Below are 19550 nucleotides of genomic sequence, written 5' to 3'. Positions count from 1 at the left end.
AAGTGTTGACGCACTTCTGAGGCCCGCTCAGTAATTCTGACGGATCGGGCCCTTACTGAGCGAACCCCATTCGTAGGGGCACCGGGCAACGCGAGAGGAAACTTTGATGGTCCTGCGATCGTACGAGCCTGACGGCATCTGGGAAGTCACCGACGAGCCGTGTCAGAACTGCGGTGAGCCCGTATGGAAATGTGAGGTCGTGGGACTCAACCCGGACGGGATGAGGCACTTCGGCACGGCTTTCAAGTGCCCAGCGTGCAACACGGGATCGCCCTCCAGGAAACCGCTCGAAGAGCTCCGGCAAATGCTCGCGGACTCGGGTGATGCGCCAGAGTAGGCGCGCTTCCCGAAATACACCGGTATATCTGTAGCGACCGTAATAGGGGTTATGTAACGCTCGACGCCATGCGTATCAAGAGCATGTCGATGGCGGCTGTACTCGCCGCTGTGATGTTGACCGCCGCTACTACACCCGCACAGGCGGACACGGGTGTATCAAATGAGACACCTGGTGTCGTTCAGGTCGAGGTTGAGTACACGCCAGGCAGCACCTCGGTTGAGGTCTGCGAAGGAAACACCCTCTCCACCGTCGGGCCTGATGGGCAGATCATGGACGGTGCCGCGATCCGGCTGCACATCATCCATGTCCAGTACCTCTGCGAACAGCAGGGCGAAGAGATCACCGACTCCGCGTACAACGTGGTCGCGCAGCTGACGTACAACTCGTCCACCGGGTGGATGAGCACCATGGGGTACGCGAACAGCCTGCCGTACGCGGAGTACCAGCTTGCCTGCACCTACCGGCACGAACCAGTCTCGGGTGCGCCTGGTCAATGGTTGTCCTGCGGCGAACGGACTGCGACCGGCACGTCGTTGACCACGCGTGGCAACTCGTGGTGCCCGGTCCCCGGCACGCGATGGCATTCGAGCGCGCTACTGCTCACCGGGAAGGGAAATTGGCTGGGGGGAGACGACACATGGAAGGTTGCCGCGTAGGGAAGGCTTGAGCTGTGACTGTTCGATCCGCCCTCGGACGTGGCCGGCTAACGTTCAAGTCCGGTGTCGTCTGCGACCTGACGCTCGTCGAGGTCACGGAGGAACACCTGATCGTCCGTGCCCGCTCCGTGTCCGCCACGTCAGGGCTCGATCTGGTGTCGATAGCCCCTACAGCCGAGGACGAGTCCGGCGGGGTGTACAGGTTCTTCTCGGCCAGCACGGGCGGTGGCGCCGTCAGCGACGTCGTGGAGTGGGTGTACCAGCGACCTGATGGTCACGACCCGAAGACCGTCACCGTCACCAGCGACACGTTGGACGCGATTACTGTGCAGTTCGACTAGACCGGGTGGTCTCCCGCTACGCAGATCTTGTGTGGTGCAGGTGACAAAGGGGGACCACCCCCAAGAGCATGTGGGGCCCTTCCGGGTGCGGATCTGGAGGGGCCCACATGTCGTGTCCCGCTTCGCAGCGTATCCCCCGATAGCGTGAGCGTCATGGCTGGGGATTATGTCTTCCTCTCGTACATTCGCGAGGACAAAGAGTATGTCGATGAGTTGCAGATGGCGCTCGAAGCTGCGGGATTCACTGTGTGGCGTGACACCAAGGATCTCTGGCCTGGCGAGAACTGGGAACTGAAGATCCGTGAAGCCATCAGGGAGGGAAGCCTTGTCTTTCTGGCCTGCTTCTCGTCTGCGTTGGCCGATCGCAAGAAGTCGTACCAGTTCGCGGAACTCTCGATCGCTGCGGAAGAGTATCGGATTAGGCCGGTGGACAGCAGTTGGTTGATGACTGTGAGGTTCGACGAATGCGAGATCCCGCCGATTGATCTTGGAGCCGGTCGAACGCTTGACGGGACGATCCACCGGCTTGACCTTTTCGGTCCCCAGAAGGTGGCGCAGGTAGCGCGACTTGTCGCAGCTGTCGGCAGGGCGATTGGTGCTACACCCGGTCCACCAGCACCGGCCGTATTGCAGGCGGTTGCCGATGCGAAACGCGCAGACGACACCGACGTTGCCCGCGCGCGAGACCTGATCCGGAACCCGACCCTGGTGATGGATTACGAAGAGTTCCTGGAGGGGATACGGGAAAGATTGCTTCACGCGTTGGCAGACCGTGACCGCTTCCCCATCCACGGCGCGTCTGGGACGAGCGCGGAAGATGAAGCACGAGCCTGGATGAGCAGAATCCAGGATTACGACAGTTTGCTAGCTGACGTCATAGAGCCGATGAAGCTGCTCGGGATGTACGGAGAGCCCTCACACCGACCCGGCATCACACAATTCATGCGCGGTGTCGCAACCGAATCGACTCAGATTGTCGGTCTCGACCTCTACCGGCACGCTCACGAGTACCCCGCGCTTGTGCTCTCCTACGTCATCGGTCTGGCTGCGTACGCCCGGTCGAACTTCGGCATGTTCCGTGCTGCGACGTCGGACGTGACAGTTCGGCTCCCGCAAGTGATCGTCCCGTTTGTAGCGTACGCCGGCAATCGAAGCGTTACGGGCGGCGGCAACTGGGCGGACTGGGTTGGTTCGCTTGTCTCCCATGCCGACGAAGGTGAGGAAATCACCGACGACCTCATCCAGGCCCTGGCAAAGCACCAGGCTCCCCGCCGGTACACGCCAATCTCCGACCACCTATTCACCCTTCTCGCACCACTCTTCGAATCCCAATACTTCGGTGATGAGGAATTCGCTGAAGGCTTCGACCGGGTTGAGGTGATGTTCGACGCAATCACCGAAGACACCCGATCCACGGTCAAGAACTTCTACGGTGGCCGAAATGGCTACGGGCGATACACCTGGCGGTACAAGCACGTCGAGACACCGATCGAGCAGACGGTACTCAACGAGCTCGAAGCCGCAGGAGCAGGCTGGACTCCGCTCCTCGGCGGTCTGTTCGGCGGCGAGTTTGAACGCGCGAAAGCTTCGCTGACATCTGTTGTCGAGGTTGCCCAGCGAATCCGAAGCAGCCAGTTCTAAAACGAGGGGAGCGCCGCGCCCCCCGACGCCCCGGCCCAATTAGTTCGTTCGGCTCCTCCGAGGAGTGCCGAATGCTGCTTCCCAACGCTCGTCGTCCGACTGACGTTGCGCATCCCAATACGGCTCGATCGAGCCACCCAACAGAGCGGCCATCTTCGGGCCGTCGAGCTGACCAGGCCAACGATCATGAGTCGCACCGTTCGCATGCCCCCACGCCTCAAACGCATGCTCACGACGAGAACCAGGACTGTCCGGCCACCCACGCCCAACCAGCCCATTCCGCGTCAACCACGCCCCATACGACGCAGCCGACGCCCACACAGGGGAGGTTCCATCGAACAGCTCAGGGGGCACGTCAGCCGCTGCACTGATCGGTTCTCGTTTCCGCAATCTAGGCACGGTCCGAACCCTTCTCGCGGTACTTCGCTTCCGTCTGCGCGATCCACGCCCACTCCGCGTCGGTCAACGAATGGTCGTAGTGCTCCTCCTGCATCTCCAGCGCGCACCCGAACATCGGAACACCCGCAGACCGAAGATCACCCCAATGGGCGTTCTTGACTTCGCTGCCCCCATAGGTCCGATACCAGCCCTGCTGGATCGCGAACGCCTCCGCAGCAGCGATGAACCGTGTCAGCGGACCCTTACCCTCCACGACCGGGAGATCGTGCTCCAGACACCACTCCGAGGTCGCAGCATCCGACTCCCACACCGGGTCCAGGCGAGTCAACAGCGCAACCGGTACACCATCCACCGTCACCGGTACCGGGCGCTTGACCCTAGGCACTGGCCTCACCCCGATGCGTGTCCCTCCAACGCTTCTGAGCCGCAGCACGAGCAGCCGCAGTCCTGGCGCTAATCGCCGCAGTCAACTCCGCCGCATCCAGGTTCAACATCGTCAACAGGCGAGCCGCCGACAACGCAGCCTGACGAAACTCATTCGCCGCCGGGTTTGCGACGAGCTGACCCCGGGAACCCTTGACCATCGCACCGTGGACGCGAACCGCCGCCGCGAACTCATCCGACATGTCCAGAAGCCGGCACGCATCCTCAAGAATCGCCGCCTCATGAGCGTCGAATTCAAGGTCTTCGTGAAGCAGCTTCCACAGCCGTTTTCCACGAGTCTTCAAGCCCGTGGGAGGCTTCTCAGTGCTCATTTCTTCGACCCCTTTCGATGGTCACTCAACCTCTCCGCATCACGCGACAAGGAAACGCCGCGCCCGGCGGTCCCGCGTTTGAAACGGTTTGGGGGAGGGGGCGCAGGGTCTGTTCAATGACTGCTGCCGCCCCGGTGCCGGGTGCGGAGAGCGGTGGGACGAGTCGGTCGGCCTGACCTGCTCGTCCCTCTGCTCCTGCTCACACACGACGTTGATTCATGTGTGTGATGTGTATGTGTGTGCTTGTTTGTGAGTGTGCTCGTCGCTTTTTGCTACTCACTCGTCATCGTTGGTGCTGGTGTCGTTGGTGTAGATACCTGGGATACCGAGCACTTGGTCTAGCTCGTGGGCGAACTTGGCTGTGACGATCTCTTCGTCGGTGGCTGTTTTCAGCCACTCTTCATTACGCTGCGGCATCGGGGTTCCCCTTCCCCCTGGTTGTACCTTCGACCCACTTCTCGATGCGGTGTGCGACACCGTGGAAGTTCGTCACGGTGTTGGAGAGTTGTGGACGTAGCTGAATATCCGGAACGTAGCTGGGGTTAATACCGGCATGGGGTAGCACCAGCCCCAGGTTACGTAGCCCCAGGTTCGCCTGCCCCAGTGCTAGGCCTGCCTCTTCGATCATGCGCTTGGCTTCCGCGCAAGTCCGGTCGTAGTCCTCGCATGCGGTACGTACGAACTTGAGTACCGGGTCTACGATCTCGTCGGCGTGCTTCGTCAACACGGCGTGGAACTCGTCGCCTGCATCTGCGACCGCAGCTTCCGCTTGGCGTTCTACCTCTCTCGCGTAGTTGAGTGCGAAGAGTGCGTCTGGTGCGGTTGGTTTGGGTGGGGTGCCGGTGCCCTCGGGGTCGTTCGCTGCGGCGTCGAGGAGTGCTTGCTTGTCGTGGTCGAGTGCGTCGTTGTATGCGCGGTCGGCTTCAGCGGTGCGGATGATGGCGCGGGTGTGGCGGTCGATCGCGGCCTGCTGTACCTCGTATGCCTTCAGCACTGCTTTGGGCCATGCGGGTCCGACGGCGAGGGTGATGGGGTGGGCCATTGGTTCGTCCTTTGTTCAGGGTTGTTTGAATGGGTTGCGGGTCGTGAGGTGGTTTACGACCGGTTCTTCAATGTCGTCGTCGTATTCCTCGTGATCTGGTGGGAGTCCGAGGCGTTCGCGTAATCTCGCCACGGCTTTTCGGGTATCCCGTTGAACCCACTTGGCGTGGAGTTCGGCCGCCAACTTGACGAGTTCGCCGGGGTCGCCTTGCCCCAGGCGTCGGTTTCTACGCGGCATTCCGTTCCTTTCGTCCGCGTCGTCGGCCGGCCCACCATCCGGCTTCGGGTTTGGCCGTGTCGGCGTATGCACCGCACAAGCTCTTCAGCGGGCGCACATTGAGCACAGCTCGGTCAGTTCGATTTGGTCGGCCTTGTCGAGCTGATCAGCGACGAACCGGTTATCCCCGGCGCACAACGGGCTGGTGTATTTCATCCCGTGCCGTAGCGCTCGGAGAGCGTCAACCGCGGCGGTCATGATCTCGTTCGAGTGCCGACATGAGCGGGCACCCGGGCTTGTGCTGGATGTTGAGGAGGTACGCGCCGCCGGTCACGTTGACCAGCTGGTTCTTGGACTCGCATTCGGGGCAGCTGTAGTTGGCGGCGACAGTCGCCGCCAACGCGTCGGCGTTCATGCGGGCACCTCCAACATCGACGGTTCGACGGTTCCCGACGGTTTCGACGGTTCGTTTGGAGGGGTGATTCCCAACTGTCGCCACGCCTTCAAGAACCGGCTCCTGTGGTACCCCCGTTCATCTGAGACGTTCTTCTGCGAGTGGATCTTGTAGCCCTGGACGAGCATCCGACCGAACCGTTGTGAGGTCAGCCGGCGACCGTAAGTGGAGTGCTCACCCCAGTACTCAGGGTTGTGCTCGACGAGCCTGTCGATCAGGGTTGCCGTCGAGACGAACTCTCCGAGGTGCGACTTCCAGACCTGGTACAGGTCAGCGAGCAGCACCAGTGCAGGAGGTCGGTTCAGGAGACCTTCTTCACGTTCGATCTCTTGCTCATGAATGCCGCGGACGATCAGGTCACGAGCTGTGGAGGGCCAGTCGCCGCCGGCGACCTCGGCTACCCGTGCAAGTGGTCCCCATTTCTCCTTCATCCTGCCGGTGCAGGCGTCGGGGAGTGTGGGGCGGATGGTCCGTACCGTGTCGCGTGCTGCGTCCATCTGGTTCGAGAGGGCGTTCGCGAGTGCTTCCGCGTCCTCCTCGATCTCTTCCCAGTCGGTGGACTCGACCTGACCGAACAGGTCCGGCATGAGCAGGATCCGAATCGACCGGGATCGGGTGTCGTCGGGGAGCTGGGGTGCGTTCCCAGCCATGAGGACGGGTGCGAAGGTTGGCATTTCGGCGACGTCCCAGACGTCCCCCTTCCCCTTCACTAGCACCGGCCGTGTTGCGCCCCGCTTGTAACCGGAATTGATGATGGCGATCAGGTCGTCAACGCCGGGCTTCTTGGGGTCGAGCGACCGGTCTACCTCGTCGATCAGGATCGTGCGGAGCTCCTTGTCGAGCAACCTTGGGAGGAGTGCCGGGGAGGAGATGGTCGCGGCCTGGATCGGCTTGTGAGCGAGTCGAGCGCAATGCTCGATCACGGTCGTCTTCCCGGCGCCGAACGTGGTGGAGTCCACGATGACGCGCGGGGTGGTGTAGGTCTCCTGGGCGACATACGTGTGCGCGATCCACAAGGTGAGGATGTCGGCGTCGGAGTCCTCAGTGAAGAGGATGTAGGTGGTCAGCCACCGGCGGACATCATCCAAGACGGTTCGCAAATACGAACCGTCGAAACCGTCGGGAACCGTCGAACCGTCGAACGTCACGATGCTTCACCTCCAGCAAGCGCGGTCTGCCACGCCTCGGCCGATGCAGCGTTGTACGCCACGATTTGGTACACCAGGTCGTCTCGGATTCGTAGCCGGATCCCAGGAGGCGGCGACGTCCGGCCGACATGCAACCGGACGTGGGTGTCGGGTGACGCGCCGGCGGTCGCGGCATCGATGGTGTGCGGTGCCCGTTCGGGTTTCGGAATCCACGCCTCGATGACGGGCGGCGACAAGCGGATCGCGGTCATGATGCCCGCCCCACTCGGGTGAAGTTGGATGCCCCGCCCAGAGCACGCACATAGGAAGCAAGCTCTACCTTCTCGGTGTGCTCGAAATACCGGTCGATCTCGACCTTGGCCCAGGCGTACCCGTGCTTCCGAGCCGCGTCCCGAACCAGCTTCGACATCTTCGAGGGGGAGATGTAGATTCCAGCGGCATGGAATTTCTCAATGCCCTGGCGGACCAGGTTTTCGATCCGGCGCCCATCTAATTGCAGGCGGTTGAGGTTGTCGCTACGCGACGGCGTCAGCGTCCGCAATGACATCACCCCCAATGGGGCGACCGGCGCGTTCGACACTGTCGAGGTCGACGCGGATCACGCGGGGGCCGATGCGTTCGGCGTAGATGAGGCCGGCGGCGATCCAGCGCCGGACTGTCTTGTCCGTTACACCTTCGTTTTCCGCGACCTGGGCGATTCTGCCCCAACGGCGGGAAATTGTCGACATAATGCGAAAGCCTCCATGCAGGGAATATCTGCCCCTGCGTGGAGGCCGGTGCGCAGTGCCCCTAATAACTTCTTAGGACTGCTTATGTCCCATCCTACCGGATATCCCGCGGGTGGTGATCTCGTCGCGTCCCGCATTCCAGAGGATTTCAAGAATCCGGTCGAGGTTTGCGCCCGTTACATTGACCCCGTATTCGCAGCGGCAGACGATGCGATAGGTGACTTCGCCCTCCTTGACGAATGTCTTCTCCGCGTCCGCACCGTCCGTGGGTATGTCGATCACGCGCCCGTTCAGGACATCCGCGGCGCGGGCACCGTATTGCGGTTCGTAGTAGCCCTCGGACCGCAGACGATTACTCCCGACTATTTCGCCAGTCGTCAGGGTCCACCGAACCGGGCCGACCCACCCAAGCTGACGCATCTCTTCGATCTGCTCGTTGGTGCGTCGGCGGCCTGTCGCGATGTGCAGCGGCTTCCGGTGCACCTTCTCGGCGCACATGATCTTGATCTGGTCGGGGGCCGTCATCGGGGCTCCCCGTCGTCGGGGTGGAGGATGATGCCGATGGGCTTCCGGTAGATCTTCCCGTCTAACCCGTATACCCCGCGCGTAGGAAGCTGGTTCCAGAGCTCGTCGTCGACCGGGACGGCAACCAGCCGGGCTACGCCGTGGATCCTGTGGGAAATCAGGCGCAGCTTTCCGGCCTTCTCCAGCGTGTACGCCGCCCGCCGGATCGCGTTCTGTTCGGCGTGCGTATGTTCCGGGCCGGTGAGGATTACCACCTTGCCCCTGGCTAGGCGTTCGAGGATCTGACGCTGCCAGATCCCTGGTCCTCTTGACATGGGGGCCTCCCATCTAAGTGTTGTGCTGACCAATAGTACCCCAGCACAACACTTATCTCAGGTGAGTTCGTGTGCGAGGTCCACCATTGCGTCATTGACGTTCTGCCAGTCCTCGGACGTGAAGCCCTCCGGCCACGCAGTCAACGCAACCAGGTACCCGTCTGGCATGTGGAGCACACCATCAGGGGTTGGCGGCAGCGGCCCCCACACGTCCCAGGACCGGAAGATCCTGAGCACCCGCCACCGCCAAGACGTACCGTCGCAACCCCAGTCGTCATCGTCGTACATGAGCGGACTGCATTACCTCGTTCATGTACTCGGCGGGTTCCCGTCCGAGTTTCCGGGCTTCCTCAGCGACTTCACCAATGGTGCGGAAGCTGGCGTCGTGGGCTTTCAAGTCAGCTACGGCGTCGGCGATGTTCTCACCGATCTCCTGAGCGTCCTGCGGCCTGTACACGTCACCGTCCAACCCCGCGATCAGAACCCTTACCTTTCCAGGCACGGTGCGGTCTTCACTGAAAAGCACTGACTGCTCCACGCGGACCTCGAAGAACCCGACATCGCCGTGGTTCTTGCCGCGGAAGATCACCAGAGTGTCGGTGCCTTCGGTCTCGACTTCGGTCTTGACACTCCAGTCAGGGACACCCCCGAGGACAGTCTCGGCGTTGGCGATAGCCTGTTCTTTGAGCATGATTTGTCAACTCATTTCGTGCTCGGCCCCCGTATCCTCTTGACCAGGTGCGGGGGCACCTTCATAGCCCCGGGCGGGGTTACGTCTTCGACATCTCTCCCATGCGTCGGGCGAGTTCGGCGTCACGTCCGGCCTCGTGTTGATACGCGAGCGCCGCGACGACCGTGGAATGGCCCAGGCGGGCCTGTAGCTCTTTCAGGGTCGCGCCGGACTGAGCGAACCGGGTTGCACCGAAATGCCGCAGCCCGTGGAACGGCAGGTCCGGGCGTTTCGCCGCGCTCCGGGCATGCCGCCACATGGGCGCGAAAGCTCCCGCGGTCATGTGGCGTTCCGGGTCCCTCGACGACGGGAACAGCAAGACTTCCGGGCCAATCGGCCCAGAAGTCTCCAGGTGGGCGAGGATCTCGGGCGCGACGGTCGGCGGCAGGGTCACGGAGCGGACGCCGGCCGACGACTTCGGCGGGCCGATAATGAACCCGTTTGCTTTGGTGTAGGTGACGGCGCGGGACACGTCGAGCACGATGACGTCATCCCCGATGACTCGGACGTCTTTCCGTCGCAGCTCGGTGGCCTCACCCCAACGCAGCCCACCCCACGCGGCGATCAGCACCAACGCCTTATAGCGAGGGTCGATGGTGTCAAGGATGACCTGGAGTTCACCCGGCGTCGGCGGGTTCACGACCTTCCCAGTCGCAGCCCGGACGGCCCCACGGATCCGACACGGGTTCTCCGCGATCTTCCCCTCACTCACCGCCGTCGAGAGCACACTCTTCAACAGGGTGTACGCGCGTGCGGACTGGGTGAGCTTCCCGCCCTCCTGTTGCCGGGCGTACCAGGTGCGGACCTGCTCGGGGGTGATCGCGGTGATCCTGACCATCCTGAACTCCGAGAGGGGGCCTGCGAGCAGTCGCCTGTACTCCTGCACGGTGGTGGGTCGGAGGGGTTTCCCGGAGCGGCTTACCCGTGTCGGGAGCCAGCCGTCGGCGTACTCACCAAACGTGGTGCGTGAGGCTGTGGCGGGCGTACGGGACCATTTCCCGGCGTCGATCTCCGCACGACGCTGGGAGAGCCAACCGCGCGCGTCAACGATCGCGTCGAAGGTGCGGGGTGCGTTGTGTCGGGTGCCGTCAGGCCCTATGTAGCTGGCCTGGTACCGCCCAGAGGGAAGCTTCCGGATCGCTCCGAACGCTTCCCGCGACTTCCGCTTGGTCAACGCTGACCCCTCCAATGTGCAACATACGTGCAATACGTCATGTCCGCTTGTGTCCATTTGTTGGTAACTGTGACCATACCACCATGCCCCCAAATCCGCACCAGTCCGGGCAAGTCCGTTCCAGTCCCGCGGTCCATACAGTCAGTCTACAACTGTCTCTTAATCAGTGGGTTCAGGGTTCAAGTCCCTGGGGGTGCACCAGCGAAGCCCGGAACGATTCGTTCCGGGCTTCTCTCGTCTCCGGGGCGCTCGCTGGGCGGGTCAGGAGGGCCGGATGGTCTCATCGAGATCGCCCGATGGGGATGGTGCGCCGGACCGTCGGGCAGTCGTTCTCGTGTCGGCCCGCGCACGTCGAGTCCGCCGCCACTCCGACACCGCCGTGATGACGCCGGCGGCGGCCGTGAGCAGTCCGCCCACCGCCCCCGCCATCGCGAGGTAGTCGTCGAGCTCGATCGAGGATGCGTCGGGTGACGGTGCCGGCGTCGGACTCGGCTCCGGCGTCGGAGGCTCGGGCCAGAGGCCCCCCGCGGCCGCCACGAGGGTGGCAGCGGCACGGACATCACTGTCGCTGCCCGCCGCGGAGGATCCCGAATCCGCGGCCGCCCGGACGTTGTCGAGCGTCTCGTCGGCTTGCTCGAGCAGTCGGATCACCTCGGTAGCGCCCTGGTCGATCGCCTCGTCCAGGGAGTCGGTGACCATCTCCGCCGCATCGGAGAGGGAGGCGACCACCTGGTCGGAGAACGTCGGCTCCTCGTCGAGCGCCGCCGCGATCACCGACAATTCGGCCACGGCGTCGGCGAGCATGACGTCGCCCGGCACCATCGGCGCGGCTGGCGCGCCCTTCGCGCCCTGAGGCTCAGCCGGCAGTAGCGGCGCAGCCCCCTCGTCGGGATCAACATCGAAGTACGTCGTCTCGTCGGGCGGGGCAGGCGCCTCGATCGGTGCACCATCCGACGACTCGCCGTCACCACCTGCGGAGCTCAGCAGGACGATGCCCGAGATGAGGAAGACCAGTCCGCCGACGACGATCAGCGCGATGCCTTGGATTCGACGACGTCGAGATCCCTCGGCCGGGGTGCTGTCGACCTCGGTCGGCTCCTGCTGTGGCTGCGGCGCCGACGCCATGCTTCATTGTCGACCCGCCGGCGGACGCGTCACAACGGTGCCTTCCCTGAACGACCCGCGGTCGGGTGACGCCGGGCTCGTGCGCGCGCGTCGGCGCTACGCGCCGTCGATGTCGTTCCCGAGCGCCTTCAGCACCCGCTGCGCGGAACCGCCGAGGTTCCAGTCGGCGGCGAGGCGATCGAGCTCGGCGACGCCGTCGGGGTCGAGCGGCGCGAGCCGCGCGTCGAACGGCTCGAAGACGAGGTCGCGCACGACCTCGACGACCGTCGGCGCGACGTCGAGGTAGTCGGCCGCGCCCGAGATGCGGGCGCGCATCGTGGCCGAGAGCGGAGCCTCGGGATCGGCGGCCGCAGCGATGAGCGAGTCGAGGTCGCCGAACTGCTGCAGCAGGCTCGCGGCGGTCTTCTCGCCGATGCCCGAGACGCCCGGGAGGCCGTCGGAGGCGTCGCCGCGGAGCACGGCGAAGTCGGCGTACTGGGTGGGCAGCACGCCGTACTTGCCGACGACGGTGACATCCGTCACGACCTCGAGCTTGCTCATGCCGCGCGCCGTGTAGACCACGCGCACGTCGCGCGCGTCGTCGACGAGCTGGAACAGGTCGCGGTCGCCCGTGACGACGTCGACGGGGAGGTCGGCGCGGGTCGCGAGCGTGCCGATGACGTCGTCGGCCTCATGGTGCTCGGCGCCGACGATGGGGATGCCGAGCAGGGCGAGGAGCTCTCGGATCATGGGGAGCTGCGCCTCGAGCGGGTCGGGCGTCTCCTCGACGTCAGGCCCGCCGGGCACCACCTCGGCGACGCGGTGCGCCTTGTAGCTCGGGATGAGCTCGACGCGCCAGTGCGGGCGCCAGTCGTCGTCCCAGCAGGCCACGAGGTGCGTCGGCTCGAAGTCGGTGACGAGCCGCGCGATGATGTCGAGCAGCCCGCGCACGGCGTTGACCGACGTTCCGTCGGCGCGCTTCAGCGAGTCGGGCACGCCGTAGAACGCGCGGAAGTAGAGGGACGCGGTGTCGAGGAGCATCAGTCGGTCGGCCACACGGCGATCCTCCCACGGACCACCGCGATCAGGTCGGGTCAGCCGAACGGCGGGGCGGCGAGCCAGGTGTCGAGCCCTACGAGTCGCATCCCCTCGTAGGCGAACCCTGCGACGCAGTACAGGCCGAGCACCGCACCCAGCGCGGTCTCGCGGAGCGAGCCGGTGTCGCCGAGCACCGGGAGCGCGACGTAGCCGTTGGGCAGCCAGATCCGGTTGAGCACCGGCACCGGTCGCAGGTGCTCGGGCGGTCGCGGCACCCACGGCCAGAACAGGCCCGGCAGTCCGCCGGTCGTGAGGAAGTCGCCCGCGAGGTGCGCGACGAAGCCGACCGTGACCGCGAACGGGAACCACGCCACGTGCTCGGGGGCGACCACGGCGACGAACAGGCCGAGCAGCGCACCGAGCCCCCATGCGACGGCCCACGTGCGCACGTAGTCGCGGGCCTTCAGGCCGAAGCACGTGAGCATGGCCGTGCCGACGCCGGCGCCCACCGCGACGGTTCCCACCTCCTCGGTCGCGACGACGAGCAGGGTGAGCGCCCACGCGGCGGCCGCGACGATCGCCACCGCGATGGCGGAGTGCGCGCCCTGGCGATGCCCGCCCGAGAGCAGCCCGACGGTGCCCGTGACCACGCGACCGAGCACGGGCACGGAATGCGCGATGGTGGCGCTGTGGTGGTCGGCGTCAGGCAGCAGCGCGGCGCCCGCGCACACGGCGGCGCCGGCGAGCACGCCGACCGGATCGAGCGGGTACGACCCGAGGGTGACGATCGGCATCGCGCCGGTGATCGCGATCCACGCCGCCGCGCCGCTCGTCGCGTGCGTGATGCCCATCATGCGGCGGTGCTCCTCGGTCGGCCGGTGCTCGGCCGATCAGGCCGTCGACCAGTCTGCCGGGGGCGTGCGACATCGGAGCGAGGGCGCGCGGCGAGGGCGCGCGGCGAGGGCGCGCGGCGACCGAGGAGGTCGCCGCCCGAGCAGGACCTCAGTCGTCGAAGCCGCGCGCCGTGAGCGCCTCGCCGAGGTGCTCGGCGGTGCGCAGCGCGCGCACGATCACGGGCACCGCGAGGGCGAGGATCGACCCCTCCGCGCCGCGCGCCTTCCGCGCCTCCATGACCTCGCGCACGAGGTCGGCGAGCAGCGGCACGCAGCGGATCGTCAGCGCGAGCGCGAGCCCGACCCGGTCGGGGTCGATCCACCGCCGGAACGGCCGCAGCAGCGCCTGCATGGCGTCGAGCGTCGCGCTCACGGGCGTCGTGAGCGTGTACAGCGCCGCGAGCGCGACGGCGATCACGAGCCGGACCGCCATGATCGCGGCCGCCTCCCACCCGCCGAACAGCACCTGCACGGGCACCGCGAACGCGAGCACCCAGAGGATCGGCACCACCTGGCGCCAGGCGAGCGCGAACGGCACGCGCGCGAGCGCGAACAACAGCACCACCGCGACGGATGCCGCGCCGAGCCACACGAGCGACGGTGCGAGCGTCACGGCGGTCACGAGCACCGCGAGCAGCCCGAGCTTCGCGAGCGCGGGCGTCCGATGCACGAGCGAGGTGCCGGGATGGAAGACGCCGATCATGCTCGACCGCTCATCCGATCAGCGCCCGGTAGGCGTCGAGCGCGGCGGACGGAACGTCGTCGGCGACGACGCGTCCCTGCTCCATCACGATGACGCGGTCGAACGACTCGAGCAGCTCGAGCTGGTGGCTGACCACCACGAGCTGCTGGTCGAGGGAGTCGAAGTGCTCGGCCACCCGACGCGCGTTCCGGGCGTCGAGCAGTGTGGTGGGCTCGTCGGCGACGACGATCGCGGGCTCCGCGACGAGCACCGACGTGATCGCGAGCAGCTGCTTCTGCCCGCCCGAGAGCCGATGGGCGGGGCGGTCGGCGAGGTCCGCGATGCCGGCGCGCTCGAGCGCCGCGTCGACGCGCGCCGCGGCATCCGCCTTCTCGAGTTTGTGGCGGCGCAGTGTGAACGCGACGTCCTCGCGCACGGTCGGCATGACGATCTGGTTGTCGGCGTTCGTGAAGACGAACCCGACCCGGCGCCGCACCTCGCGGCCGTGCCGGGCGACGTCGAGGCCGTCGACGAGCACGCGTCCCACGGTCGGCTCGACGAGCCCGTTGATCATGCGCGCGAGCGTGGACTTGCCCGAGCCGTTGGCCCCCACGATGCCCACGCGACGCTCCCGCAGCACGAGCGACACGTCGTCGACGACGCGCTCCGCCCCGAAGTCGTGGCTCACGCCCTCGAACACGATCTCGCTCATGCCACCCGCTCCACGATCATCGCCACGCCCTGCCCGCCACCGATCGAGCACGCCGCGAGGCCAGGCCGCGCGTCGTCTGCGGCCGCCATCCGAGCCGCGAGGCGCACGAGCAGCACGGCACCGGATGCCCCCCACGGATGCCCGAGCGCGATGGCGCCCCCGTCCGCGCTCACGAGCTCCTCGTCGAGCCCGAGCTCGTCGGTCACGGCCAGCACCTGCGCGGCGAACGCCTCGGTGATCTCGACGAATCCGAGGTCGCCGGGCGTCAGCCCCGCCCGGGCCAGGGCGGCGCGTGCGGCGGGCGCGGCCCCGAGTCCGGGCAGGGCGGGATCGCCGGCCGCCACCGCGGCCGCCCGCACGCACAGGGCTGGGAGTCCGAGCTCGCGCGCGAGCCGCTCGGTCGTCACGGCCATGGCCGCGGCGCCGTCGGAGAATCCGCACGAGTTGCCCGCCGTGACCGTGCCGAGGCCGGATGCCGCGGCATCCGCGCGTGCCGCTGCGTCGAGGAAGGCCGGGGCGAACCGCGCCAGCCTCGCCTCGTCCATGCCCGCTCGAGGCCGGTCATCGCGAACGACGCCGTCGACCACGACGATCTCGCCGTCGAACACGCCGAGTTCCCGAGCGGATGCCGCGAGCGCGTGCGACCGCGCCGCCCACGCGTCCTGGCGGGCCCGCGTGATGCCCCGCACGGCGGCGAGCCGATCGGCCGCGGGTCCCATGTCGGGATCTGCGACGCCGCCCGGCGCGAACGGCGCCCGGGTGTACCGCTCGCCAGAGTCGCGCCACGATCGGTGCGGCGCGGTCGAGGCCGACTCGGCGCCGCCCGCGAGCACCAGGTGCGCGTCACCGGCGCGCACCCGTGACGCGGCCTGCAGCACCGCGTCGAGGCCCGAGCCGCACTGGCGGTCGACGGTGACGCCGGGCACGTCGTGGCCCAGCCCCGCCCGCAGCGCGGCGACGCGGGCCACGTCGCCGCCCGGTCCCATGCAGTTGCCGAGCACGACGTCGTCGATCGGAAGCCCGGTCGGCGCGACCGCGCGCGCGACCTCGGCGAGCACGGGCGCCGCGAGCGCATCGACGGTGTGCGCGGCGAACCCGCGGCCGGCCGTGCCGATCGCGGTGCGCCGGGCGGCGACGATGACAGGCGCGCCGGTCACGAGGCGCTCCGCTCGAGTGCGACCGGATGCCCCGCGCCGAGCTCGCCCGCCGCGAGCGCCTCGCGCACGGCCCCGCGGGCGACCTTGCCCGAGTCCGTGCGCGGCAGCGCGCGGGCGAACCAGCGCCGGGGGAGTTCGGCCGCGGACAGCTGCTCCCGTGCGGCGGCGGCCACCTCGTCGAGGCGGGCACCATCGGCGAGCTCGACGACCGCGACCACGCGCTGGCCGAGCAGGTCGTGCGGCTCGCCCACGACCGCGGCCGCCGTCACGCCGGGCAGCCCGCACAGCTTCGCCTCGACGTGCTCGGCGAGCACGGTGGCGCCCGCAGTGGTGATCGCGGCGTCGCCGCGGCCGAGCACGCAGATCGCGCCCGACGGCGTGCGCTCGGCGAGGTCGCCGACGGTGGCGAAGCCCGCGTGGTCGCGGCGCAGCATCCCGCCGCCGACGGTGCCGAGCGCGAGGTACGGCGATCGCGCCCACAGCTCGTCGACCGCGGGCCCCGGCCGCAGGTCGACCTCGACGCCGGGGAACGGCTCGAGCCCGCCGGGCCTGCCGGCCAGCACGAACGAGAGCTCGGCCGCGCCGTAGTACTCGGTGAATCGGATGCCGCGAGCTTCCGACTGCGACCGAAGCACGTCGTTCGTCGCCGCGCCGGCCACCACGACGGCGGGCGGGCACACGTCCCCGTCGAGGACCCGCGCGAGGCGCGTGGGCGTCGCGTGCATGGCAGTTGCCGTGCGGAGGTCGTCGCTCGCGGTCGCGCCGAGCCACAGGGCGTGCAGCACTGCGTAGAGGTGCATCGAGACGTGCAGCGGCCCGGTCACCGCGATCCGGTCGCCGGAGTCGAGGCCGGCGACGTCGGCGAGTGGCCGAGCTGAAGCGAGCCATGACTCGCTCGTGCGGGCGACCACGCGCGGAGCGGCCCCGACGCCCGAAGAGCCAGAGGTCAGCAGCGCGAGCTCGGTGCCGGTGGGGAGCCGCGGATGGAGCACGTCCGCCTCGTGCTGCGCGCCCCCGACGAGCACCGGACGACCACGGTCGAGCGCGGCCAGCACGGTCGTCACGAGCGCGACGGGATCGGTGCCGGCGGGGCATCCGACCGCGCCGTCGCCGTCGGGCAGGTCGACCCGCCCGACCGCCCGGACGAGCTCGCGAAAGCGCACGGCGCCGCCCCCGAAGTCGAGGGCGACGTCGTGCGGCGAACCGCCGAGCCAGTCGCTCATGCCGCGCGAGTCACCGCCGTGTCGCGCTTCCACGGCCAGGGCCGCGGCGCGATGAGCCCGGGCCATGCCCGGTGCACGCCCTTCGCGACGAGCACGGTGACGACGACCTTCGCGAGGTCGCCCGGGAGGAAGATCGCGGATCCGGCGAATGCGACGCCGAGCGGCGTGCCGGTGATCGCGGCGAACACGGGCACGCCCACGAGGTAGACGGCGACGATGCCGCCGAGGGCCGTCCAGAGGAGCGCCGGGAGGATGCGGTAGGTCGGCAGGAGGCGCGCGGTGGCCCAGCCGATGAGGGCGACACCCAGCAGCCAGCCGAGGAGGTAGCCCACCGAGGGGCCGACGAACACGCTGATGCCGCCGCGGCCGCCCGAGAGCAGCGGGAGGCCCGCGGCGACCAGCGCGAGGAAGAGGAGGACCGAGAGGAAGCCCTTGCGCGCGCCGAGGATCGCGCCGGCGAGCATCACGCCGAGCGTCTGGAACGTGATCGGCACGGCGGTGCCGCCGAGGTACAGCGCGCCGGGGAGGCCGAGGGCGGCGATGAGCGCGGCGAACACGGCGACCTGCGCGAGGTCGGTGGCGGTGCTCCTGCGCTTCGTGCCGGAGGTGGAGGCCGCGTCGCGGGGAGTGGCGGCGGATGCGTCGGGCGAGGTGTGCTGTGGGGCGCTCATCGATGGTGCCTCTCGTCGTGGGTGCGGGCGTCGTGCCCGGTCTCACGCTACGAAAGGCGGGGGAGCGGCTTCTCGACCCGGCCGTACAAGAATCGGGGGTCGAATTTGGAACGCGATCAGGCGGCGCGGGCCTCGAGCTCGGCCGCGGTGCCGATCGAGGGCAGCGACGCGGCATCCGATTCGGACTCGGGCACGAGCACGGGGTCGGCCCAGACGACGAGCGGCGCGGGCTCCCAGCTCAAGGCGAGCGGGGCGTCTTCTGCGGGCACCACGACGGCGACGGCTTCGCGCTCGTCGAGCAGCGTGCGCGTCAGGTCGGCCGCGATCTGGTGCGTGAGCATCGCGTGGAAGATGCGGTCGGTGTCGTCGTCGGTGCGACGCACGAGGGCCCATGAGCCGCCGGGGCCGATGAACTCCGAGAGCTTCGCATTGAGCAGCTCGAAGAGGTGCTCGCCGCGGAGGTCGGCCGCAGTGGGGCGCGGCGTGGGAGCGGCGGCGTGGGCGGCGGCTTCGGCTGCGAGCCTCGCGCGGCGGCGCCAGCGGCGGAACATCGGAGGCCCCTCTCGGTGGTACGGACCGCACGTTCAGGGTCGTCGTACGGCAGTGCTCTTTCAGTCTGTGCCCTCGGTTCACGGATCACCGGTGACACGCCGCGTTCGCCGGCATGGGCGTTCGGGCCGAAACGGAGGAAGACCTCCGGGGAAGATGCTACTCCGTCAGCTCGGCGCGCTTCGTCTCGTCGGCGACGGTGCCGATGGCGATCGCCATGCTCGCAGCCCACGACACCCACATGAGCAGGAGGCGCCAGTCCCGTGGTCCTGCGGCGGTCGCGCGGACGACCCCGATTCCGCTGAAGATCGCACTCAACACGGCTCCGCTGAAGAGGTACTTGCGCATGCCGCCACGCTACCGGTTGGCGACGAAGGGCTGTGAGTCATCCGTGAATCTGACCGATCGTGCAGGATCTGACCGATCGGTCAATTAGCGTCGACGGCATGCCCACCGACACCCAACCGACGACACGCGTGCGCGCGGCGGACGAGCTCAAGCAGGTCGCCCTCGAGCAGTTCGCCACCGTCGGCTTCGCCGGAACCTCGCTGCAGCACATCGCCGACCACGCCGGCTACTCGAAGTCGAGCGTGCTCTACCACTACGCCTCGAAGGAGGCGCTGCTCGAGGCGGCGATCGAGCCCGCCATCAGCGAGTTCGAGACCGTGCTCGACGAGTTCCTGTCGAGCACCGACCGAGCGCGTCGCGCGCGGCTCGTCGACCGGGTCGTCGACATGCTGCTCGAGCACCGCGAGGCGGTGCACGTCTTCCTCATCCAGGGGCCGAGCCTGTCGGAGCTCCCGATCATCGCGCGGGCCAACGCCTCGGTTCGTCGGCTCGCGGTCGCCATCGGCGAGGAGCGCGAGAGCGTGACCGACCAGGTGCGCTTCGGCATCGCCCTCGGCGGCGCCGCGTTCCTCCTCACCGCGGGCCGCACGTTCGCCGACGAGGACACGCTCCCCACCGACGACGAGCTGCGCGACGCGCTGCACACCGTGCTCGGCGAGCTGCTCGCGCCCGCGCACCGCCCCCGCCCGTCCGCGAACGACTGAGAGACG

General features: G+C 67.6%; 27 protein-coding genes and 1 tRNA gene. 5 read left to right on the top strand and 23 right to left on the bottom strand.

Annotated features, from left to right (window positions below):
- Window positions 1–405: 405 nt before the first annotated feature.
- The 3 genes from ACFVN5_RS11335 (at window position 406) to ACFVN5_RS11325 (ending at window position 2978) form a co-directional block, all read left to right on the top strand.
- Complete coding sequence (locus ACFVN5_RS11335) at window positions 406–996, top strand: hypothetical protein (protein WP_376955224.1); 591 nt, start codon at window positions 406–408, stop codon at window positions 994–996.
- A gap of 14 nt (window positions 997–1010) precedes the next feature.
- Window positions 1011–1337 (top strand): hypothetical protein, encoded by a 327-nt coding sequence (locus ACFVN5_RS11330; RefSeq protein ID WP_376955223.1) that lies wholly within the window; start codon window positions 1011–1013, stop codon window positions 1335–1337.
- A gap of 153 nt (window positions 1338–1490) precedes the next feature.
- Window positions 1491–2978 (top strand): toll/interleukin-1 receptor domain-containing protein, encoded by a 1488-nt coding sequence (locus ACFVN5_RS11325; protein WP_376955222.1) that lies wholly within the window; start codon window positions 1491–1493, stop codon window positions 2976–2978.
- Between the two features lie 391 nt (window positions 2979–3369).
- Here ACFVN5_RS11325 and ACFVN5_RS11320 read toward each other — a convergent pair whose 3' ends face one another.
- The 13 genes from ACFVN5_RS11320 to ACFVN5_RS11260 all read right to left on the bottom strand — a co-directional run bounded on the left by ACFVN5_RS11320 (window position 3370) and on the right by ACFVN5_RS11260 (window position 10463).
- The gene (locus tag ACFVN5_RS11320) at window positions 3370–3762 is read right to left on the bottom strand and encodes a hypothetical protein (protein WP_376955221.1); all 393 of its coding nucleotides are present in this window, start codon (window positions 3760–3762) and stop codon (window positions 3370–3372) included.
- Window positions 3755–4132 (bottom strand): P27 family phage terminase small subunit, encoded by a 378-nt coding sequence (locus tag ACFVN5_RS11315; protein WP_376955220.1) that lies wholly within the window; start codon window positions 4130–4132, stop codon window positions 3755–3757. The genes ACFVN5_RS11320 and ACFVN5_RS11315 overlap by 8 nt, the downstream gene beginning before the upstream one ends.
- A 276-nt stretch (window positions 4133–4408) precedes the next feature.
- A complete protein-coding gene (locus ACFVN5_RS11310; protein WP_376955219.1) occupies window positions 4409–4549 on the bottom strand; it encodes a hypothetical protein in 141 nt (46 codons plus the stop codon).
- Window positions 4536–5174, bottom strand: a complete 639-nt coding sequence (locus ACFVN5_RS11305) for a hypothetical protein (RefSeq protein WP_376955218.1) — start codon at window positions 5172–5174, stop codon at window positions 4536–4538. The genes ACFVN5_RS11310 and ACFVN5_RS11305 overlap by 14 nt, the downstream gene beginning before the upstream one ends.
- A 457-nt stretch (window positions 5175–5631) precedes the next feature.
- Window positions 5632–5805 (bottom strand): hypothetical protein, encoded by a 174-nt coding sequence (locus tag ACFVN5_RS11300; protein WP_376955217.1) that lies wholly within the window; start codon window positions 5803–5805, stop codon window positions 5632–5634.
- Complete coding sequence (locus tag ACFVN5_RS11295; protein ID WP_376955216.1) at window positions 5802–6992, bottom strand: DUF3631 domain-containing protein; 1191 nt, start codon at window positions 6990–6992, stop codon at window positions 5802–5804. The genes ACFVN5_RS11300 and ACFVN5_RS11295 overlap by 4 nt, the downstream gene beginning before the upstream one ends.
- Window positions 6989–7243 (bottom strand): hypothetical protein, encoded by a 255-nt coding sequence (locus tag ACFVN5_RS11290; RefSeq protein ID WP_376955215.1) that lies wholly within the window; start codon window positions 7241–7243, stop codon window positions 6989–6991. Before ACFVN5_RS11290 ends, ACFVN5_RS11295 begins: the two co-directional genes overlap by 4 nt.
- On the bottom strand, window positions 7240–7539 hold the full coding sequence (locus tag ACFVN5_RS11285; RefSeq protein WP_376955214.1) for a hypothetical protein: 300 nt from the start codon (window positions 7537–7539) through the stop codon (window positions 7240–7242). Before ACFVN5_RS11285 ends, ACFVN5_RS11290 begins: the two co-directional genes overlap by 4 nt.
- Entirely contained in the window at window positions 7508–7720 is a 213-nt protein-coding gene (locus ACFVN5_RS11280; protein WP_376955213.1) for a hypothetical protein, read from the bottom strand. The genes ACFVN5_RS11285 and ACFVN5_RS11280 overlap by 32 nt, the downstream gene beginning before the upstream one ends.
- 72 nt (window positions 7721–7792) lie before the next feature.
- A complete protein-coding gene (locus ACFVN5_RS11275; protein WP_376955212.1) occupies window positions 7793–8245 on the bottom strand; it encodes a hypothetical protein in 453 nt (150 codons plus the stop codon).
- Window positions 8242–8559 (bottom strand): hypothetical protein, encoded by a 318-nt coding sequence (locus tag ACFVN5_RS11270; protein WP_376955211.1) that lies wholly within the window; start codon window positions 8557–8559, stop codon window positions 8242–8244. The genes ACFVN5_RS11275 and ACFVN5_RS11270 overlap by 4 nt, the downstream gene beginning before the upstream one ends.
- 274 nt (window positions 8560–8833) lie before the next feature.
- Window positions 8834–9250 (bottom strand): hypothetical protein, encoded by a 417-nt coding sequence (locus ACFVN5_RS11265; RefSeq protein WP_376955210.1) that lies wholly within the window; start codon window positions 9248–9250, stop codon window positions 8834–8836.
- Window positions 9251–9329: 79 nt separating this feature from the next.
- Window positions 9330–10463 carry a tyrosine-type recombinase/integrase gene (locus ACFVN5_RS11260; protein WP_376955209.1) on the bottom strand — a complete coding sequence of 378 codons (1134 nt, stop codon included), beginning with the start codon at window positions 10461–10463 and terminating at the stop codon, window positions 9330–9332.
- Between the two features lie 109 nt (window positions 10464–10572).
- Here ACFVN5_RS11260 and ACFVN5_RS11255 point away from each other — a divergent pair.
- A tRNA-Lys gene (locus tag ACFVN5_RS11255) sits at window positions 10573–10664 on the top strand.
- Window positions 10665–10724: 60 nt separating this feature from the next.
- Here ACFVN5_RS11255 and ACFVN5_RS11250 read toward each other — a convergent pair.
- The 10 genes from ACFVN5_RS11250 to ACFVN5_RS11205 form a co-directional block, all read right to left on the bottom strand.
- Window positions 10725–11588, bottom strand: coding sequence for a hypothetical protein (locus ACFVN5_RS11250; protein WP_376955207.1), 864 nt, complete (start codon window positions 11586–11588; stop codon window positions 10725–10727).
- Between the two features lie 96 nt (window positions 11589–11684).
- Entirely contained in the window at window positions 11685–12623 is a 939-nt protein-coding gene (locus tag ACFVN5_RS11245; protein WP_376955206.1) for a 5'-3' exonuclease H3TH domain-containing protein, read from the bottom strand.
- A gap of 38 nt (window positions 12624–12661) precedes the next feature.
- Window positions 12662–13459: a metal-dependent hydrolase gene (locus ACFVN5_RS11240; protein ID WP_376955205.1), complete on the bottom strand. Its 798-nt coding sequence runs from the start codon at window positions 13457–13459 to the stop codon at window positions 12662–12664.
- A gap of 148 nt (window positions 13460–13607) precedes the next feature.
- Window positions 13608–14201, bottom strand: a complete 594-nt coding sequence (locus ACFVN5_RS11235) for an energy-coupling factor transporter transmembrane component T family protein (protein WP_376955203.1) — start codon at window positions 14199–14201, stop codon at window positions 13608–13610.
- 10 nt (window positions 14202–14211) lie between these two features.
- Window positions 14212–14892 carry an energy-coupling factor ABC transporter ATP-binding protein gene (locus ACFVN5_RS11230; protein WP_376955201.1) on the bottom strand — a complete coding sequence of 227 codons (681 nt, stop codon included), beginning with the start codon at window positions 14890–14892 and terminating at the stop codon, window positions 14212–14214.
- A complete protein-coding gene (locus ACFVN5_RS11225; protein ID WP_376955199.1) occupies window positions 14889–16049 on the bottom strand; it encodes a thiolase family protein in 1161 nt (386 codons plus the stop codon). Before ACFVN5_RS11225 ends, ACFVN5_RS11230 begins: the two co-directional genes overlap by 4 nt.
- Window positions 16046–17272: a class I adenylate-forming enzyme family protein gene (locus ACFVN5_RS11220; RefSeq protein WP_376955198.1), complete on the bottom strand. Its 1227-nt coding sequence runs from the start codon at window positions 17270–17272 to the stop codon at window positions 16046–16048. Before ACFVN5_RS11220 ends, ACFVN5_RS11225 begins: the two co-directional genes overlap by 4 nt.
- Window positions 17269–17943 carry a biotin transporter BioY gene (locus ACFVN5_RS11215; protein ID WP_376955196.1) on the bottom strand — a complete coding sequence of 225 codons (675 nt, stop codon included), beginning with the start codon at window positions 17941–17943 and terminating at the stop codon, window positions 17269–17271. Before ACFVN5_RS11215 ends, ACFVN5_RS11220 begins: the two co-directional genes overlap by 4 nt.
- A 116-nt stretch (window positions 17944–18059) precedes the next feature.
- Complete coding sequence (locus ACFVN5_RS11210) at window positions 18060–18494, bottom strand: hypothetical protein (protein WP_376955195.1); 435 nt, start codon at window positions 18492–18494, stop codon at window positions 18060–18062.
- A 157-nt stretch (window positions 18495–18651) separates the two neighbouring features.
- Window positions 18652–18840, bottom strand: a complete 189-nt coding sequence (locus tag ACFVN5_RS11205) for a hypothetical protein (protein WP_376955194.1) — start codon at window positions 18838–18840, stop codon at window positions 18652–18654.
- A 98-nt stretch (window positions 18841–18938) separates the two neighbouring features.
- Here ACFVN5_RS11205 and ACFVN5_RS11200 point away from each other — a divergent pair, with 98 nt between their 5' ends.
- Entirely contained in the window at window positions 18939–19544 is a 606-nt protein-coding gene (locus tag ACFVN5_RS11200) for a TetR/AcrR family transcriptional regulator (protein WP_376955192.1), read from the top strand.
- The last annotated feature ends 6 nt before the right edge of the window (window positions 19545–19550 follow it).

Source organism: Agromyces sp. NPDC057865, assembly GCF_042796995.1.
Lineage (GTDB): Bacteria > Actinomycetota > Actinomycetes > Actinomycetales > Microbacteriaceae > Agromyces.
Note: the sequence above shows the minus strand (reverse complement) of the source record. Positions and strands in the feature narration are given on the sequence as shown.

What these genes read in the sequence shown, in the direction of transcription:
- ACFVN5_RS11240 (WP_376955205.1), bottom strand. Translation starts at nt 13,459, where the DNA reads ATGATGGGCATCACGCACGCGACGAGCGGCGCGGCGGCGTGGATCGCG.
- ACFVN5_RS11215 (WP_376955196.1), bottom strand. Translation starts at nt 17,943, where the DNA reads ATGAGCGCCCCACAGCACACCTCGCCCGACGCATCCGCCGCCACTCCC.
- ACFVN5_RS11235 (WP_376955203.1), bottom strand. Translation starts at nt 14,201, where the DNA reads ATGATCGGCGTCTTCCATCCCGGCACCTCGCTCGTGCATCGGACGCCC.
- ACFVN5_RS11200 (WP_376955192.1), top strand. Translation starts at nt 18,939, where the DNA reads ATGCCCACCGACACCCAACCGACGACACGCGTGCGCGCGGCGGACGAG.
- ACFVN5_RS11220 (WP_376955198.1), bottom strand. Translation starts at nt 17,272, where the DNA reads ATGAGCGACTGGCTCGGCGGTTCGCCGCACGACGTCGCCCTCGACTTC.
- ACFVN5_RS11210 (WP_376955195.1), bottom strand. Translation starts at nt 18,494, where the DNA reads ATGTTCCGCCGCTGGCGCCGCCGCGCGAGGCTCGCAGCCGAAGCCGCC.
- ACFVN5_RS11310 (WP_376955219.1), bottom strand. Translation starts at nt 4,549, where the DNA reads ATGCCGCAGCGTAATGAAGAGTGGCTGAAAACAGCCACCGACGAAGAG.
- ACFVN5_RS11325 (WP_376955222.1), top strand. Translation starts at nt 1,491, where the DNA reads ATGGCTGGGGATTATGTCTTCCTCTCGTACATTCGCGAGGACAAAGAG.
- ACFVN5_RS11305 (WP_376955218.1), bottom strand. Translation starts at nt 5,174, where the DNA reads ATGGCCCACCCCATCACCCTCGCCGTCGGACCCGCATGGCCCAAAGCA.
- ACFVN5_RS11250 (WP_376955207.1), bottom strand. Translation starts at nt 11,588, where the DNA reads ATGGCGTCGGCGCCGCAGCCACAGCAGGAGCCGACCGAGGTCGACAGC.
- ACFVN5_RS11275 (WP_376955212.1), bottom strand. Translation starts at nt 8,245, where the DNA reads ATGACGGCCCCCGACCAGATCAAGATCATGTGCGCCGAGAAGGTGCAC.
- ACFVN5_RS11270 (WP_376955211.1), bottom strand. Translation starts at nt 8,559, where the DNA reads ATGTCAAGAGGACCAGGGATCTGGCAGCGTCAGATCCTCGAACGCCTA.
- ACFVN5_RS11265 (WP_376955210.1), bottom strand. Translation starts at nt 9,250, where the DNA reads ATGCTCAAAGAACAGGCTATCGCCAACGCCGAGACTGTCCTCGGGGGT.
- ACFVN5_RS11205 (WP_376955194.1), bottom strand. Translation starts at nt 18,840, where the DNA reads ATGCGCAAGTACCTCTTCAGCGGAGCCGTGTTGAGTGCGATCTTCAGC.
- ACFVN5_RS11300 (WP_376955217.1), bottom strand. Translation starts at nt 5,805, where the DNA reads ATGAACGCCGACGCGTTGGCGGCGACTGTCGCCGCCAACTACAGCTGC.
- ACFVN5_RS11280 (WP_376955213.1), bottom strand. Translation starts at nt 7,720, where the DNA reads ATGTCGACAATTTCCCGCCGTTGGGGCAGAATCGCCCAGGTCGCGGAA.
- ACFVN5_RS11230 (WP_376955201.1), bottom strand. Translation starts at nt 14,892, where the DNA reads ATGAGCGAGATCGTGTTCGAGGGCGTGAGCCACGACTTCGGGGCGGAG.
- ACFVN5_RS11285 (WP_376955214.1), bottom strand. Translation starts at nt 7,539, where the DNA reads ATGTCATTGCGGACGCTGACGCCGTCGCGTAGCGACAACCTCAACCGC.
- ACFVN5_RS11315 (WP_376955220.1), bottom strand. Translation starts at nt 4,132, where the DNA reads ATGAGCACTGAGAAGCCTCCCACGGGCTTGAAGACTCGTGGAAAACGG.
- ACFVN5_RS11290 (WP_376955215.1), bottom strand. Translation starts at nt 7,243, where the DNA reads ATGACCGCGATCCGCTTGTCGCCGCCCGTCATCGAGGCGTGGATTCCG.
- ACFVN5_RS11335 (WP_376955224.1), top strand. Translation starts at nt 406, where the DNA reads ATGCGTATCAAGAGCATGTCGATGGCGGCTGTACTCGCCGCTGTGATG.